Origin of the sequence: Streptomyces aurantiaciflavus (assembly GCF_049808595.1) — a bacterium.
Classification (GTDB): domain Bacteria; phylum Actinomycetota; class Actinomycetes; order Streptomycetales; family Streptomycetaceae; genus Streptomyces.
Map to the genome: position 1 here is coordinate 294,058 of NZ_JBNCAQ010000004.1, position 15,603 is coordinate 309,660.

The window sequence follows — 15,603 nt, forward strand, 5'->3', positions numbered from 1 at the left end:
GGAGCCGCTCGGCGGGTGGCCGGGCTCAGCCCTTCGCCGGTGACGTCTTTCCCGTGGCGCCCTTGCCGGAGGCGCCCTCGCCGGAGGTGGCCGGGTCCTCCGGGGTCTCCTTGAAGTCGACCTTGCCCATGTGCTTGTTCATGGACTTCATCAGGCCCCACACCGCGATCGCCATCGCCGCGAAGACGATGAAGCCGAGGACGCCGGGGGTGACCTTGTCCTCGTCCACCTCCTTCGCGAGGGTGGCGAACTGGGTCACTGCCAGGTGCACGCTTGCGCTCATGTCAGGCATTGTCGCGGATGCCCGCAAAGAGGTCGTCCTCGGGGAGGGAGACATCGACCCGCGACTTCGCGAGCTCGTACTCCTCCGTCGGCCAGACCTCCTTCTGGACCTCCAGCGGCACCCGGAACCAGCCTCCGTCGGGGTCGATCTGCGTGGCGTGCGCGATCAGCGCCTTGTCGCGGATCTCGTAGAAGTCGGCGCACGGGATGTGCGTGGTGAGCGTGCGCTCCTTGATCCCGGACTCGTCCCAGCGCTTGAGCCATTCCCCGTAGGGGGATTCCAGGCCGCGGTCGAGCATCGCCTGGTGGAGCGCCTCGGTGCGCGGACGGTTGAAGCCCTGGTTGTAGTACAGCTTCAGCGGCCGGTACGCCGGGCCGAACTCGTCCTCCGGGTACTTCACGGTGTCGTCCGCGCCCTCGAAGGCCACCATCGAGATCTTGTGGGTCATGATGTGGTCGGGGTGCGGGTAGCCGCCGTTCTCGTCGTAGGTGGTGATCACCTGCGGGCGGAAGGAGCGGATCTGCTTCACCAGTTCCCCGGCGGCGGTGTCGACGTCCTCCAGGGCGAAGCAGCCCTCGGGCAGCGGCGGCAGCGGGTCGCCCTCGGGGAGGCCGGAGTCGACGAAGCCGAGCCACTCCTGCTTCACGCCGAGGATCTCCCGGGCCTCGTCCATCTCCCTCTTGCGTACCTCGTGGATGTGCTCCTCGATGTACTTGTCGCCCTGCAGCTTGGGGTTGAGGATGGAGCCGCGTTCCCCGCCTGTGCAGGTCACGACCAGCACGTCCACCCCCTCGGACACGTACTTCGCCATGGTGGCCGCGCCCTTGCTCGACTCGTCGTCGGGGTGCGCGTGGACAGCCATCAGTCGTAGCTGGTCAGTCAAGACTCAATCCTCGGTAAGTCGGCGCCCCCGTAGGCAGGGGTGCGATCGGCGGCTTCTATAGTGACCGAATCAGGGGGTCAATAATTCCGGAGCCGGGCTCCGGGAGCCCTTTCGGGACATTCGTCCCGTGCCCTGTCGAGAGGACGATCATGAGTACGGCGAGCACGCGGCCGCCCGAGGGCCGTTACGGCCGCTCCTCGGACGAGCGCGCCGACCGCACGCTCAAGCTCGTCGGCGCCGCCCTGGGCGCGGCCCTGCTCGCACTGGTGGGGTACTTCGCCTACCACTACGTCGGCCAGAACAAGATCAGCGGCGAGGTGATCTCCTTCGAGATCAGGGACGACGCGGTCCGTGTGCACCTGGAGGTCCGCAAGGACGCGGGCGCCGGCGGCTACTGCACGGTCCGCTCGCAGTCCGCGGACGGCGCCGAGGTGGGCCGCGCGGACTTCCGCTTCTCCGGCTCGGACACACGCATCGACAAGGTGGTCACGCTCCGTACGACGGCGAAGGGCACGACGGCCGAACTGCTCGGTTGTCATCCGGACTGACGCCGGGACCGTGTCCTCCGGAATGCGTAGGGCCTGACCTGCGTTGACGTAATTCTGGTGGCTTATGTCCTCCCCCTTCGGCCACTCAATTGTTAGGCTCGTGGTTTCGCCCATCCCTGGAGGAACATGCTTCCGGGTAGGGCGATGCTTTGTATTCCCAGCACCGACGAGGAGCACCCTGTGACCCAGACCAGCGAGAACGTCACCTGGCTGACCCAGGAGGCGTACAACAAGCTCAAGGATGAGCTTGAGTACCTTACTGGTCCTGCGCGCACGGAGATCGCCGCCAAGATCGCGGCCGCGCGCGAGGAGGGCGACCTGCGTGAGAACGGCGGGTACCACGCGGCCAAGGAGGAGCAGGGCAAGCAGGAGCTCCGTGTGCGCCAGCTGACCCAGCTCCTGGAGAACGCGAAGGTGGGCGAGGCCCCGGCGTCCGCGGACGGCGCGGTGGCACCCGGCATGGTCGTGACGATCGCCTTCGACGGTGACGAGGACGACACCCTGACCTTCCTGCTGGCTTCGCGCGAGTACGCGAGCTCCGACATCGAGACGTACTCGCCGCAGTCCCCGCTCGGCACCGGCGTGATCGGCCACAAGGTCGGCGAGGACGCGGAGTACGAGCTGCCGAACGGCAAGAAGGCCTCCGTGCGCATCCTCAAGGCCGAGCCCTACAACGGCTGACCGGCTCACTTCCGCTTGGAGGCCCCTGGCGCCCCCCGTGGCACCAGGGGCCTCGTCATGCGCGGGTGCCGCGGTCGCGCCGCGCGGGTCCGGTGGTGCTCACGCGGTGGCCGAGCGGTACTTGCGCACCGCCAGCGTGCGGAATATCAGGATGATCAGCACCGAGTAGATCAGTGAGGCCCAGACCGGGTGCTGCATGGGCCAGGCGTCGGAGGGTGACTGGCCGGGGTTGGCGAAGAGGACACGGCAGGCCTGGACCGTGGCGCTGAAGGGGTTCCACTCGGCGATGTGGCGCAGCCAGGGGGTCATGTTGCTGGTGTCCACGAACGCGTTCGAGATGAAGGTGACCGGAAAGAGCCAGATCAGTCCGCCGGAGGTGGCCGCCTCCGGGGTGCGCACGGACAGACCGATGAGGGCGCCGATCCAGGTGAAGGCGTAGCCGAGCAGGAGCAGCAGGCCGAAGGCGGCCAGGACGCGGCCGGCGTTCGTGTCGCCGTCGGAGCCGACGCGCCAGCCGACCAGCAGGGCGACGACGGCGAGGACGAGCAGGGTGAGGGCCGTCTGGACCAGGTCGGCGAGGGTGCGTCCGGTGAGGACCGCGCCACGGGCCATGGGCAGGGAGCGGAAGCGGTCGATGAGGCCCTTGTGCATGTCGTCGGCGATGCCCGCGCCGGCTCCGGCGGTGGCGAAGGTGACCGTCTGGGCGAAGATCCCCGCCATGAGGAAGTTCTTGTAGTCGGTGGCGCTGGTACTGCCGCCGATCTGCATCGATCCACCGAAGACGTAGGTGAACAGCACCACGAACATGATGGGCTGAATCAACCCGAATATGACCATTTCGGGAATCCTGGACATCCTGATCAGGTTGCGTTTTGCAACGACCAGGGAGTCCCGGACGGCCTGCCCGAAGGGGCGGGCGGGCGCCGCGCTGCGGACGGTGTCGGTGACGGCGCTCATGCCACGGCCTCCTTGCCGTTCTCGTCGTTCTTCGCCTCGGCCACGTGTCCCGTCAGGGACAGGAAGACGTCGTCCAAGGTGGGACGGCGCAGGCCGATGTCGTCGATCTCGATGCCGCGGGTGTCCAGCTCGCGGATGACCTCGGCGAGGAGCTTCGCACCGCCGGTCACGGGCACGGTGAGCTTGCGGGTGTGCTGCTCGACGGTGGTCTCGCCCTTGCCGAAGCCGGCCAGCACCTCCGCGGCCTCCGGGATGTGGTCGCGTTCGTGCACCACGACCTCCACGCGCTCACCGCCGGTGCGGGCCTTGAGCTGGTCGGAGGTGCCGCGCGCGATGACCCGGCCCTGGTCGACCACCGCGATGTCGTGCGCGAGGTGGTCGGCCTCCTCCAGGTACTGCGTGGTCAGCAGCAGGGTCGTACCGCCGGAGACGAGGCGCTTGATCACGTCCCACAGCAGTTGGCGGTTGCGCGGGTCGAGGCCGGTCGTCGGCTCGTCCATGAACATCACGGGCGGCGACACCACCAGCGCGGCCGCCAGGTCGAGGCGGCGGCGCATGCCGCCGGAGTAGGTCTTCGTCGTGCGGTCGGCGGCGTCCGTGAGGTCGAACTGCTCCAGCAGCTCGGCGGCCCGGGCCTTCGCCGCGGCGGCCCTCATCTGGTAGAGCTGCCCGACCATCTGAAGGTTCTCGCGGCCGGTCAGGTACTCGTCGACGGCGGCGAACTGACCGGACAGGCCGATCGAGCGCCGGACCTCGTTGGGATGCTTGAGCACGTCCATACCGGCGACCACGGCACGGCCGCGGTCGGGGCGCAGAAGGGTGGTCAGGCAGCGGACCGCGGTGGTCTTGCCCGCGCCGTTCGGCCCGAGCAGGCCGAGGACCGTGCCCTCGGGGACGTCGAGGTCGACGCCGTCCAGAGCCCTTACGTCACCGAAGGTCTTCACCAGGCCTTCGGCGTAGATGGCGCCTGGCATATGAGTCTCCACGTCGTTGGGGATGCGTCATTGAATTCGCCTGTGCTGTGCGTGGGGGGATTTCCTGCGACGGGTTTCGTCGGAGGTCGAATGCGTCGCGCGACACACCGTATCGCGATGTATCGCGTCTCTCAATGGACTTACTCGAACGAGTGACGAAGGGGGCCCTGACCTCAGCCGATGACGGTGTAGCCGGCCTCGCGCAGGGCCTGGCCGACCTCGAGGCAGTGCGCCGGACCCTTCGTCTCCAGGTGCAGCTCGACCTCCGCCTCCGTGAGCCCGAGCCGTGGGTCGGTCCGGACATGGCTCACGTCGAGGACATTAGCGTCGACCACTGACAACACCCCGAGAAGTGTGGCGAGGGCGCCCGGCCGGTCCGTCAGACGCAGCCGAACGGCCAGGTAGCGGCCCTGCGCGGCCATGCCGTGCCGCAGGACGCGCTGCATCAGCACCGGGTCGACGTTGCCGCCGGAGAGCACCGCCACGACCGGACCCTCGAAGGCGCCGGGCGCGCTCAGCAGGGCCGCGACCGGGCTCGCCCCGGCCGGCTCCACGACCAGCTTGGCCCGCTCCAGGCACAGCAGCAGCGCCGTGGACAGCGCGTCCTCCGTCACCGTGCGCACCTCGTCCACCAGGTCGCCGACGATCGCGAACGGCACGTCGCCGGGCCGGCCGACCCTGATGCCGTCGGCCATCGTCGCCGGATGGTCGATCGCCATCGGCCGCCCCGCCGCCAGCGAGGGGGGATACGCCGCCGCCCCCTCCGCCTGCACGCCGACGATCCGCACGTCCGGCCGCAGCGCCTTCACCGCGACCGCGATACCCGCCGCCAGACCCCCGCCGCCGATCCCGACGACGATCGTGCGCACCTCCGGGCACTGCTCAAGGATCTCCAGCCCGACCGTGCCCTGCCCCGCGATGACATCCGGATGGTCGAACGGGTGGATGAACACCGCACCGGTCTGCGCCGCGTACTCCTGCGCCGCCGCCAGCGTCTCGTCGACGACCTGCCCGTGCAAGCGAACCTCCGCGCCGTACTCCCGGGTCGCGCTGATCTTCGGCAGCGGGGCGCCCTTCGGCATGAACACCGTGGAGCGCACGCCCAGCAGCGACGACGCCAGCGCCACGCCCTGCGCGTGGTTGCCGGCGCTCGCGGCGACGACCCCGGCGGCGCGCTCCTCCGGCAGCAGCCCGGAGATCCGCACATACGCGCCGCGCAGCTTGAACGAACCCGTCCGCTGGAGGTTCTCGCACTTGAAGTGCACCGGCGCCCCGACGAGCTGGGACAGGTGCCTGCTGCCCTCCATCGCGGTCATCCGCGCCACACCCGAGAGCATCTTCTGGGCGCCGCGCACATCGTCGAGGGTGACGGGCCGCAAGGAGTCAGCCGTGCCGTAGCTCATGACTCAAGCATCGCAGTTCACAGGCGGAAACGACCGCAGCGACCAACCACCGAGACTGGTTTCCGCAGCGCCGGTACGGCCCGCCTTCCGGCCGCGTACCCTGTCCCCCAACCCAGCACCCCCTTCATGAAGTGAGCCCCCGGCCATGCCCACAACACCTGAAATGTCGATGGACATGACGACCGTCGGTGACACCGGTCTTCTCGACACGCTGCAGCACGAGGTCGCCGTCTTCGCGCGCCGTGCCGAACAGACCCGGCTCGGCGGCGTCGGGCAGGTGCGCAACTCCATGGACCGCGCCGCGTACCTGCTGCTCAACCGCCTCGACAAGGAAGGCCCGATGGGCGTCAAGGCGCTCGCCGCGAGCATGGGCATCGACTCGTCCACTGTCACCCGGCAGGTGGCTCCGCTCGTCGACACCGGCCTGGTCAAGCGCACCTCGCACCCCGAGGACGGGCGGGCCGTGGTGCTCCAGCTGTCCCCGCGCGGGATGTCCCGCCTGGAGGAAGTGCGCTCCTCCCGGCGGCAGTTGATGGCCGAACTGACCCACGACTGGGCGCCGGAGGAGCGTGAGGCGTTCTGCACGCTCCTCACCCGCTTCAACAGCGCGCTGTCCGCCCGCATGGCCGTCCAGGGCGTCCCCGGCGTCCCGGGTGCGGAGCCCGCCCCCGCTTCCTGACGTCCCGCGCGCGGGAAGCGATCCCGCGCGTGCGCGGCTCTTGACCGACGGCCCGCCCCTGGCCTCATATGAGACCGGGTCCCCGTTCGCCGCATGCGGCAGGGATCCGTTTCCAGGGGGTCGCCGGCAGGCGGGAGGCACGCGATGCGAGTACGGCATGCGGCCCAGGAGGCCCGTCGGGCCCGGGAGTTCGAGGCGTTCGTCGCCGGCGCGAGCGGCCGGCTGCTGCACGCCGCCACCCTGCTCACCGCGGAGGCACCGGACGACAACCCCCGCGCGCGGCGCCTCCTCACCCTGGTCCTCGCGCACACGTACGCGTGCTGGGACCGTCTCCGCGGCGAGGACCCCTACGACCACGCCCGACAGCACCTCGCCACCCGCTTCGCCCACGGCGCCTGGCACCAGTACGGCACCCTGACCCGCACCCGCCCCACCGGAGCCCTGGCCCCCCTCACCCCGCAGGAGCGTCTCATCCTGGTGCTCAGGCTCTACGAGGGCGTCGCCGAGGAACAGGTGGCGGCCCTTCTCGGTGTGCCGTCCGAACGCGTCCGCACGATCTGCGACCGCGCCACGGCGACAGTGCTGCATCCGCCACGGAAACGGCCGGCGGCCGTGGTGGGCGCCGAGGCGGCGACGTCATGAGGCGACCGGGCGGACAGGGTGACGGCGACGGCGTGAGGCCGTCCGTCGACGGGAGGTCCGGATGAACCGGCCCGAGCGGGAGGCCGCCGTACGGCAGATCATGGAGCGGGCGGTGCCGCGGGTGCCGCCGGAGCTGCACGCGGACGTCGTACGCCGTGGCAGCCGCATGCTGCGCCGGCGGACGCTCGCCCGGCGTCTGCTGTGGCTGCTGCTGTTCGCGGCCGTGGTCGGGTTCACCGTCTGGGCGATGACGGCCCAGCCGTGGGTGGAGCCGCCGTCGGAGACGACCCCACCCCTGACCGACTGGTGAGCCCCGGAGCCGCCTGAGCCCCTCGACCACCACCCCATGGGCTCCCTGAGCCCTGCCGGTAGCGGCCCGGTACTAGCCGAGGGCCTGCTGCAGGTCCTCGAGAAGGTCGTCGACGTTCTCGATGCCGACGGAGAGACGCACCAGGTCGGCCGGGACCTCCAGGGCCGAGCCGGCCGCGGACGCGTGCGTCATCCGCCCCGGGTGCTCGATCAGGGACTCGACGCCCCCCAGGGACTCGCCGAGGGTGAACACCTTGGCGCGGTTGCAGACCTCGACGGCCGCCTCCTCGCCGCCCGCCACCTGGAACGACACCATGCCGCCGAACGCCCGCATCTGCTTGGCGGCGACCTCGTGACCGGGGTGGTCCGGCAGGCCCGGGTACAGGACGCGCGTCACGCGCGCGTGCCGGGTCAGCATGTCGGCGACCTTCGTCGCGTTCTCGCTGTGCCGGTCCATCCGCACCGACAGCGTCTTCGTGCCGCGCAGCACCAGCCAGGAGTCGAACGGCCCGGCGACCGCGCCCATCGCGTTCTGGTGGTACGCCAGCTCCTCGCCGAGGTCCCGGTCGCTCACGATCAGCGCGCCGCCGACCACGTCCGAGTGACCGCCCATGTACTTGGTCAGCGAGTGCACGACGACGTCGGCGCCGAGCGCCAGCGGCTGCTGCAGATACGGCGTGGCGAAGGTGTTGTCGACGACGAGCCGGGCGCCCGCGTCCCGGGCGACCTGGGCGACGGCCGAGACGTCGGTGATGCCGAGGAGCGGGTTGGAGGGGGTCTCCACCCACACCGCCTTCGTCTTCGGGGTGATCGCGGCCCGTACGGCGGCCGGGTCGCTGGTGTCGGCGACCGACCACTCCACGCCCCACCGGGAGACGACCTTCGCGAACAGCCGGAACGTGCCGCCGTACGCGTCGTTCGGGATGACGACGTGGTCCCCGGGGCTGAGCAGCGTACGCAACAGGCAGTCCTCGGCCGCCAGTCCGGAAGCGAACGCGAGACCCCGGACGCCGCCCTCCAGGGCGGCCAGGTTCTCCTCCAGGGCGGTCCTCGTCGGGTTGGCGCTACGGCTGTACTCGTAACCGCCCCGCAGTCCGCCGACGCCGTCCTGCTTGTAGGTCGAGACCTGGTAGATCGGCGGGACGACCGCGCCGGTGAGGGGATCGGCGGTGTTGCCCGCGTGGATCGCCAGGGTCTCGAAGTGCTGACTGATGTGCCTGTCGCTCATGGGCATCGAGCGTAGTGCGCCGGAGGGGGAGGTGGGGGACGGCGGGCTGCCGGGCGCTCGCCGGACCCGCCGCGTCCGAGCCCCGACGGGACGTTTTTCCACAGGTGGGTGGAGGGGGTTGGCCAATTGTCGGCGGCGTCTGGAACCCTTGAGACATGGAGATTCTGTGGGTCCTGATGGCGCTGGTCATGCTCAGCTTCGTGCTGCTGCCGTTCCTGCGGCGCAGGCGCGGCATGATCGAGCAGGTCCCGGCGGGCCACCCGGACGCCGCGGACCCGGCGAACTACGGCTTCGTCCGCGAGGAGGAGCTGGACATCCGCATGCCCGGCCCCGACCAGGACCTGCTGGACGTCCTGGGCGTGGTGCAGCGCACGCAGGACTACCGGGCGGCCCAGCAGCTCCTGGCCGGTACGGAGACGGAGGGCGAGGTGCGCTGGCAGCGCGTGCAGGCCTTCGCCGGCGCCGCGGCGCTGGAGCTGCAGCAGCGGCCGGGCGGGGTCGGTGAGACGCCCGGCGGGCAGTGGCTGCGGGTGTGGCGGGCCGAGGCGCCCAAGGACGCGGGCGGCGCGGCGGTGCACGCCGAGTTCCTGGTGCAGCAGGCGTGGCGGACGTCCACGCCGGGCGCGGACGACTTCCGGATCATCATGGAGGAGGCGAGGGACGCCTGCGGCCAGGCGGCGCTGCTCGCCCCCGGTGACCCGATCCCGTACATCGTCGAACTGTCGGTGGCCCGCGGCCTGGACTACTCGCAGGCGGAGTTCGAGCAGCTCTGGCTGAGGATCCTGGACCGTGCCCCGGCGCACATGGGCGCGCATCTGGCGGCCCTGCACTACTGGTGCGAGAAGTGGCACGGCTCGCGGGAGACGGCGATGGAGTTCGCGGAGGCCGCGGCGGCCAGAGCCCCCCAGGGTTCCCTCCTGGCGGCGATGCCCCTCTTCGCGGTGTTCGAGCACCTGCCCGAGGTGAACCTGGTCAGCGGCTTCTACCAGAGCGAGGTCGTGAAGAAGGCGATCCACGGCGCGCTGTTCGCCGTGCACGCAGCCCGCTCCGACGATCCGATGCTGGCGCACGTGCGCCATCTCCTCGTCTTCTTCCTGGTGCGCGCCGAGCGCTGGTCGGAGGCCATGAGCCAGCTGATACACGTCGACGGCCACGTGGGCGCGCTGCCGTGGACGCTGTCCCCGGACCCGGCCGCGGAGTTCGCCGTGTACCGGGCGCTGGCGGTGGCGGGCTACGAGGCGAACGGCGGGAGCCCGGCGACGCTGCCGCACTGAGTCCGGGCCGGAGCCCGCGGGACGCCCCGCACGTTGACGTCCGCGGACCCCCGATCGGAGCCCGCGGGCGGGTACTGCGGGCCCACCGGCGTCGTCACGACCGGCGGCTGAGCGGGGTCGCCGGGGCGTCCCCCCTTACCGGGCTGTGTCCCGCCACCGGCGCCCCTGGTCCGCAGCGGGCGACAACCGTCCCGCATGCGCGACCGCAGCCCGGCTGCGGTGCCTGGGCCGGTCCGTCCCCGCCCGCCGCCCAGCCGCCTCGCGGTCAGCGCTCCGTGCGGGCGGGCAGCCGCCATCCCGGGCGCGGGAAGTGGCAGGTGTAGCCGTCCGGGTAACGCTGGAGGTAGTCCTGGTGCTCGGGCTCGGCCTCCCAGAAGGGGCCGACCGGCTCCACCTCGGTGACGACCTTGCCCGGCCAGAGTCCGGAGGCGTCCACATCGGCGATCGTGTCCTCGGCGATCCGCTTCTGCTCGTCGTCCACGTAGTAGATCGCCGAACGGTAGCTGAGGCCGATGTCGTTGCCCTGGCGATTCTTGGTGCTCGGGTCGTGGATCTGGAAGAAGAACTCCAGGATCGCGCGGTAGTCGGTCTTCTCGGGGTCGAAAAGGATCTCGATGGCCTCCGCGTGCGTGCCGTGGTTGCGGTACGTCGCGTTCGGCACGTCACCCCCGGTGTATCCGACCCGGGTCGCCGTCACGCCCGGAAGGTGGCGGATCAGCTCCTCCATCCCCCAGAAGCATCCGCCCGCCAGCACGGCCCTCTGCGTCTGCGCAGCCATTACGGCCCCTCCAATTTCTGTCAGCTCGGTCGCTCGGACTGCCCGGCTCGCACACCACCGGCATCCCCTGCCCGCTCTCCTCAACGCGCGAGGGTTCCAAGCCATTCCGTGCCCGCCCGCTGCTGCCCGGGGACGGCGTCGCGGACCCCGTCGAGTCCGCCGTCCCCCGCCCGCGTCGAACGACCCCCGCGCGGCGCAGGGCGCCTCAGGCTGACGGCGCCTGGGACTCCGCGCCCGCCCGGGTGGCGTCGGCGCCCCAGTGCGCGAGCAGGCGCAGCGCCTCCGCCGAAGGCGACCCCGGATCCGCGTGGTACGTCACCATCGACTGCTCACCCTCGCCCAGCAGCCGGAACCCCTCGAAGTTCAGCGACAGCTCCCCCACCAGCGGATGATTCATCCGCTTCACGCCGTGGCTCTTCTCCTTGACGTCGTGGGTGGCCCACAGCCGCCGGAAGTCCTCGCTCTTCACGGACAGCTCACCGACCAGCGCGGACAGCCGGGGATCGTCCGGATAGCACCCGGCGTCCATCCGCAGCGCGCACACGATGTCGATCGCCTTCTGCTCCCAGTCCACGAACAGCTCGCGGTAGTCGGGCCGCAGGAACACCAGCCGGGCCCAGTTGCGCTCGGCGACGGGCAGTTCGCCCCAGTCCCCGAAGAGGGCCGCGGCCATCCGGTTCCACGCGAGGATCTCCGCGCGCCGCCCCACGATGTACGCGGGCACCCCGTCCAGCTGGTCCAGCAGCTGCCGCAGCGCGACCCGCGTCTGCTGGGTCCGCACCGCCGGCTTCTTCTTGTGCTTGGGCTTCGCGAGATGGCTGAGGTGGGCGTGCTCGGCGTCGGTCAGCCGCAGGGCGCGGGCGATGGAGTCCAGCACCTCCGCCGAGACGTTCCGCCCGTTGCCCTGCTCCAGGCGCGTGTAGTACGCCACCGACACCCCGGCCAGCTGCGCCAGCTCCTCGCGTCGCAGCCCCGGCACCCGGCGGTGCCGCCCGAAGTCCGGCAGCCCCACGTCCTCCGGCTTGAGCCGGGCCCGCCGGGTGCGCAGGAACTCGCTGAGCTCGGCACGCCGGTCCAGGCCCCCGCCGGGCTCCGGCACGGGTTCGGGCTGTTCGTCCATGCGTCCAGTATTCACGGTCGTACGCACGCGATCCTGACCCCGCCAGTGGTAGGCACGGCGGTCGTAGGCACAGCTGAGGCCTGGGTGGCGAGCGGTCGGTGCGGCAGGCTGGTCGCCGTGCCCGGTCCGAAGGCAGACCGGGCGTACGACCTGCTAGGAGATCCCTGCATGACCACTGGCACGACCACCGTTGCCGCGTACGCCGCTCCCGCTGCCAAGGCGCCGCTGGAGCGCACCACGATCGAGCGCCGCGCGGTCGGCGAGTTCGACGTGCTGATCGACATCAAGTTCGCCGGTATCTGCCACTCCGACATCCACCAGGCCCGGGAGGGCTGGGGCGAGGCGATCTTCCCGATGGTGCCCGGCCACGAGATAGCCGGCGTCGTCTCGGAGGTCGGCCCCGGTGTGACCAAGTTCGCCGTCGGCGACCACGTGGGCGTCGGCTGCTTCGTCGACTCCTGCCGGGAGTGCGACAACTGCAAGGCCGGCCAGGAGCAGTACTGCACCGGCGGCGGCGTGTCCACCTACAACGGCCTCGACAAGAACGGCCGGCCGACCTACGGCGGCTACTCGGAGAAGATCGTCGTCGACGAGAACTACGTCCTCCGCATCCCCGACGGGCTGTCGCTGGACGTCGCCGCGCCGCTGCTGTGCGCCGGCATCACCCTCTACTCCCCGCTGAAGCGCTGGAACGCCGGCCCCGGCAAGAAGGTCGCGATCCTCGGTCTGGGCGGCCTCGGCCACATGGGCGTGAAGATCGCGCACGCGCTCGGCGCCGAGGTGACCGTGCTGTCGCAGTCCCTGCGCAAGAAGGACGACGGCCTGAAGCTGGGCGCCGACCACTACTACGCCACCAGCGACCCGAAGACCTTCGAGGAGCTGGCCGGCACGTTCGACCTGATCGTGTCCACGGTGTCCGCCCCGCTGGACTTCAACGCCTACCTGTCGCTGCTGAAGACGGAGGGCGCGCTGGTGAACGTCGGCGCCCCCGAGGAGCCGATCTCCCTCAACCTCTTCTCGGTGATCGGCGGCGGCAAGACCCTCGCCGGTTCCATGATCGGCAGCATCGCGCAGACGCAGGAGATGCTGGACTTCTGCGCCGGGCACGGCTTCGGCGCGGAGATCGAGCTGATCAGCGCGTCCGAGATCAACGATGCGTACGAGCGGGTGCTGAGCAGCGATGTGCGGTACCGGTTCGTGATCGACACGGCGACGATCTGACGGCCCGCCGAAGGCCGGTGAGCTCGCCGAAGGCCGGTGAGAACGACCCCTTTTCGACCGTGTGACCGGCCTGCTCAAGGGCCCCGGCAGCGCGCCGGGGCCCTTGGGCGTGCGGGGCGGCCTCAGACGGCGGAGAAGGACTCGCCGGGCCCGTAGGACCGCACGAGGGCCCCGCCACCGGGCGCGGGACGTACGGAGTGGGCGCGTCCCCGCCCGGCGACATGGGCACGTCCCTCAGCCGTGACCCGTACGACCGTGTGCTCGTCGACGGCGACCCCGTGCGCCGACCGCCCGTCCGCCACCAGGGCGACCAGCCGCGGCAGCGTCCCCCACTGCGCCGCGTGCACATCCACCCCGAACGGCACCAGCCCGAGCCCCGGCCGTACCTCGATCTCCTCCAGGTCCTCGGCGGTGTCCGGCGGACACACCACGACCCCGTCCGACAGCCACCCCCCGACCACGGAGTCCCGGGCCGCGACGGCGGCCCCGGCGGAGTAACCGGCGTACGGAAGACCGCGCTCGGCGAGCAGCCCGGCCAGTTGCTCCCGGCATCCGGCGAACGCCTCCTGATAGGCCGGCGTCAGCCCGCCGCACACGAAGAGCCCGTCCACGTCCTCGGCCAGCGCCTCCACCTCGAACGGCTGCCCGATGGGCAGCAGCAACGGCACCGGCGTACAGTCACCGGCCTGCCGCAGCACCGCGTCGTACTCAGCGAACTGCTTGGCGCCGTCGCCCTCGTCTACGAGGACGCAGAGGATGCGGGGCACGGCCGCGGAAGCGGCCCGCAGGAACGGCCCGAAGACGGCTTCGGCGGTGGCCTCGTCCCGGCCACCGCCGATCAGGAACACATCACCGCTGCTGTTGTCGTTGTCGTGGCTGGGCACGCGCGCTTCCCCCCGGTCGGTCGGACTGTTCGAGTCAGTAACTCACGAACGGGCCGCTTTCGCCGGAGCATTTTCCACCGGGGCGTTCTCGGCGCGACGGGCTGCGACCGCGGACCGGTCGGCGGCCGGCAGGGCGGCAGTGGGCGCTGCCGCCCTGCCGGGCCTTCCCGGTCGTGGGCGTCGCCCTGCGGCCGGGCGCGGTGCGGCTGGTCAGTTGACGCAGCCGGGGACGGCTCCGGAGGGCCGGCAGTTGTTGGGGGTGTTGCCGGTGACGGCGCCGCCCACCAGGGTGACCGTGCTGCCGGGGTTCTCGTAGATGCCGCCGGCTTCGAGCACGGCGCTGTTGCCCGCCACGAAGGTCTGCGTAAGGGTCGCCGTGCCCGTGCCGTTGTAGAGGCCGCCGCCCTGGGAGCCCGCGGCGGTGACCTTGTTGCTCGAGAGGGTGGAGGAAGTGACGTTGAGCGTGGCGTAGTTGCGGATTCCGCCGCCCTCGTTGTCCGCGGTGTTCCCGCTGATGGCGCTGAGGTTGACGGTCATGGAGCCGGTGAGGTTGAAGAGGCCGCCGCCGATGCCGGCGGTGTTCTTCTGCACGACGCTGCTGCTGATCGTCGCGGTGCCGGTGTTGTAGACGCCGCCCCCCACGCCTCCCATGAGCGGGGCGGAGTTGTTCCGCACGACGCTGGACTGCAGGACCAGGGTGCCGAGATTGTGGATGCCGCTGCCGTGGTCGGCCTTGTTGTCCGACACGACGCTGGAGCGGGCCGTGACGCTGCCGCCGAGGTTGTAGACGCCGCCGCCGCCGAAGGAGGCGACGTTGTCTCTGACGACGCTGCTGGAGATCGTGGTGCTGCTGCCGGTGAGGGAAGCGATGGCGCCGCCCTCCTGAGCGCTGTTGCCGGAAAGGACGCTGTTGTTGACGGCCAGGACGCGGCCGGCGTCGACCAGGACGGCACCGCCGTCCTCGCTGCCCAGGTCGGCGGGGTTGCCACCCCGCAGGGTGACCTTGTTGAGGGTGAGCTCGCCGTCCGTGCCGCCGACCTCGAAGAGGCGGAACTTCGGGGCGCCGGCCGCGGCGGCGCGTTCGATGACGGAGTTGGAGCCGTTGATGATGATGGGCTCGGTGATCACCGGTAGCCCGTTCGGTCCACTGTCGCCGACGGGGGACTGGGCCGTATCGAGGGAGTAGACGCAGTTCGGGGCGAGGTCGATGGTGCCGCCACCGGCCAGGTTGGCCGCGTTGATGGCGGCCACGAGGGCCGCCTCGTCACACATGATCGGTGCGGCGTGGGCGGGGGCGGGGATCGTGGCGAGGCCGAGGGCCAGTCCGGCGGCCGCGAGCGTGCTGCCCGCCTTGGGTGCGAATCGCACGGGAGACTCCTTGTTCCGTGGGGGCCCGGTTGGATCCCCGCTGTGATCAGGATCTCCAGCGCGCGCGGTTCCGCCCTCCGGGACGAGCCAGGGGGGTGAACGCCGGTCTTCGTGCTGTGGCGTCAGAAACCTTGGGCGGGAGGTTCGGTGGCCGCGGGCGCCTCGGCGTCGCGGGCGCCCGCGGTGTCGTCCGGGGACGATGCGATCCGTCCGGCGTCACGAGGCTGGAGCAGCGCCCGCCCACGGTGCGGCTAGTGCCGGGCGCGGAGTCTCAGGCACTCCGCCCGACAGGTGCCCCGTGCCGGCGCGGGCCTCGTTCCGGGGGCTGCCGCCGCCAGACCCCCGCTTCTGCCCTGAACAGGCCTCGTCCC

Annotated in this window: 17 protein-coding genes; 7 read left to right on the forward strand and 10 right to left on the reverse strand. The window is 71.0% G+C overall.

Features of this window, described 5'->3' with window-relative positions; genetic code table 11:
• Positions 1–25: 25 nt before the first annotated feature.
• On the reverse strand, positions 26–292 hold the full coding sequence (locus ACPT94_RS06315; protein ID WP_425245307.1) for a hypothetical protein: 267 nt from the start codon (positions 290–292) through the stop codon (positions 26–28).
• On the reverse strand, positions 285–1,145 hold the full coding sequence (gene mca / locus ACPT94_RS06320) for a mycothiol conjugate amidase Mca (protein WP_360350284.1): 861 nt from the start codon (positions 1,143–1,145) through the stop codon (positions 285–287). The genes ACPT94_RS06315 and mca overlap by 8 nt, the downstream gene beginning before the upstream one ends.
• Positions 1,146–1,315: 170 nt before the next feature.
• On the opposite strand from mca, the gene ACPT94_RS06325 reads away from it, so the two are divergent.
• The gene (locus tag ACPT94_RS06325) at positions 1,316–1,714 is read left to right on the forward strand and encodes a DUF4307 domain-containing protein (RefSeq protein WP_425245308.1); all 399 of its coding nucleotides are present in this window, start codon (positions 1,316–1,318) and stop codon (positions 1,712–1,714) included.
• A gap of 180 nt (positions 1,715–1,894) precedes the next feature.
• The gene (greA, locus tag ACPT94_RS06330; RefSeq protein WP_360350259.1) at positions 1,895–2,395 is read left to right on the forward strand and encodes a transcription elongation factor GreA; all 501 of its coding nucleotides are present in this window, start codon (positions 1,895–1,897) and stop codon (positions 2,393–2,395) included.
• Between the two features lie 99 nt (positions 2,396–2,494).
• Here greA and ACPT94_RS06335 read toward each other — a convergent pair whose 3' ends face one another.
• The 3 genes from ACPT94_RS06335 to ilvA all read right to left on the reverse strand — a co-directional run bounded on the left by ACPT94_RS06335 (position 2,495) and on the right by ilvA (position 5,729).
• A complete protein-coding gene (locus ACPT94_RS06335) occupies positions 2,495–3,352 on the reverse strand; it encodes an ABC transporter permease (protein WP_360350256.1) in 858 nt (285 codons plus the stop codon).
• Positions 3,349–4,326, reverse strand: coding sequence for an ATP-binding cassette domain-containing protein (locus ACPT94_RS06340; protein ID WP_425245309.1), 978 nt, complete (start codon positions 4,324–4,326; stop codon positions 3,349–3,351). Before ACPT94_RS06340 ends, ACPT94_RS06335 begins: the two co-directional genes overlap by 4 nt.
• Before the next feature lie 173 nt (positions 4,327–4,499).
• A complete protein-coding gene (gene ilvA, locus ACPT94_RS06345) occupies positions 4,500–5,729 on the reverse strand; it encodes a threonine ammonia-lyase (RefSeq protein ID WP_425245310.1) in 1,230 nt (409 codons plus the stop codon).
• A 163-nt stretch (positions 5,730–5,892) separates the two neighbouring features.
• Between ilvA and ACPT94_RS06350 the strand changes: the two genes are divergently transcribed.
• The 3 genes from ACPT94_RS06350 to ACPT94_RS06360 all read left to right on the forward strand — a co-directional run bounded on the left by ACPT94_RS06350 (position 5,893) and on the right by ACPT94_RS06360 (position 7,360).
• Positions 5,893–6,408 (forward strand): MarR family winged helix-turn-helix transcriptional regulator, encoded by a 516-nt coding sequence (locus ACPT94_RS06350; RefSeq protein ID WP_360350281.1) that lies wholly within the window; start codon positions 5,893–5,895, stop codon positions 6,406–6,408.
• Positions 6,409–6,552: 144 nt separating this feature from the next.
• Positions 6,553–7,050, forward strand: coding sequence for a sigma factor-like helix-turn-helix DNA-binding protein (locus ACPT94_RS06355; RefSeq protein WP_425245311.1), 498 nt, complete (start codon positions 6,553–6,555; stop codon positions 7,048–7,050).
• A 61-nt stretch (positions 7,051–7,111) separates the two neighbouring features.
• Positions 7,112–7,360 (forward strand): hypothetical protein, encoded by a 249-nt coding sequence (locus ACPT94_RS06360; RefSeq protein WP_360350245.1) that lies wholly within the window; start codon positions 7,112–7,114, stop codon positions 7,358–7,360.
• Between the two features lie 72 nt (positions 7,361–7,432).
• Here the strand turns inward: ACPT94_RS06360 and ACPT94_RS06365 are convergent, their stop codons facing one another.
• The gene (locus tag ACPT94_RS06365) at positions 7,433–8,587 is read right to left on the reverse strand and encodes a cystathionine gamma-synthase (protein ID WP_425245312.1); all 1,155 of its coding nucleotides are present in this window, start codon (positions 8,585–8,587) and stop codon (positions 7,433–7,435) included.
• 155 nt (positions 8,588–8,742) lie between these two features.
• On the opposite strand from ACPT94_RS06365, the gene ACPT94_RS06370 reads away from it, so the two are divergent.
• Entirely contained in the window at positions 8,743–9,861 is a 1,119-nt protein-coding gene (locus ACPT94_RS06370) for a hypothetical protein (protein ID WP_360350240.1), read from the forward strand.
• Positions 9,862–10,126: 265 nt separating this feature from the next.
• On the opposite strand, the gene msrA is transcribed toward ACPT94_RS06370, so the two are convergent.
• Both msrA and ACPT94_RS06380 read right to left on the reverse strand, forming a co-directional pair.
• Positions 10,127–10,639: a peptide-methionine (S)-S-oxide reductase MsrA gene (msrA, locus tag ACPT94_RS06375; RefSeq protein WP_360350237.1), complete on the reverse strand. Its 513-nt coding sequence runs from the start codon at positions 10,637–10,639 to the stop codon at positions 10,127–10,129.
• Between the two features lie 205 nt (positions 10,640–10,844).
• Complete coding sequence (locus tag ACPT94_RS06380; RefSeq protein WP_360350234.1) at positions 10,845–11,759, reverse strand: helix-turn-helix domain-containing protein; 915 nt, start codon at positions 11,757–11,759, stop codon at positions 10,845–10,847.
• A 168-nt stretch (positions 11,760–11,927) separates the two neighbouring features.
• Here ACPT94_RS06380 and ACPT94_RS06385 point away from each other — a divergent pair, with 168 nt between their 5' ends.
• Positions 11,928–12,980, forward strand: coding sequence for an NAD(P)-dependent alcohol dehydrogenase (locus ACPT94_RS06385; protein WP_425245313.1), 1,053 nt, complete (start codon positions 11,928–11,930; stop codon positions 12,978–12,980).
• A 122-nt stretch (positions 12,981–13,102) separates the two neighbouring features.
• Here the strand turns inward: ACPT94_RS06385 and ACPT94_RS06390 are convergent, their stop codons facing one another.
• Together ACPT94_RS06390 and ACPT94_RS06395 are read right to left on the reverse strand one after the other, a co-directional pair.
• Entirely contained in the window at positions 13,103–13,864 is a 762-nt protein-coding gene (locus tag ACPT94_RS06390; RefSeq protein WP_360350228.1) for a Type 1 glutamine amidotransferase-like domain-containing protein, read from the reverse strand.
• A 210-nt stretch (positions 13,865–14,074) separates the two neighbouring features.
• The gene (locus tag ACPT94_RS06395) at positions 14,075–15,232 is read right to left on the reverse strand and encodes a right-handed parallel beta-helix repeat-containing protein (protein WP_425245314.1); all 1,158 of its coding nucleotides are present in this window, start codon (positions 15,230–15,232) and stop codon (positions 14,075–14,077) included.
• Between the last annotated feature and the right edge of the window lie 371 nt (positions 15,233–15,603).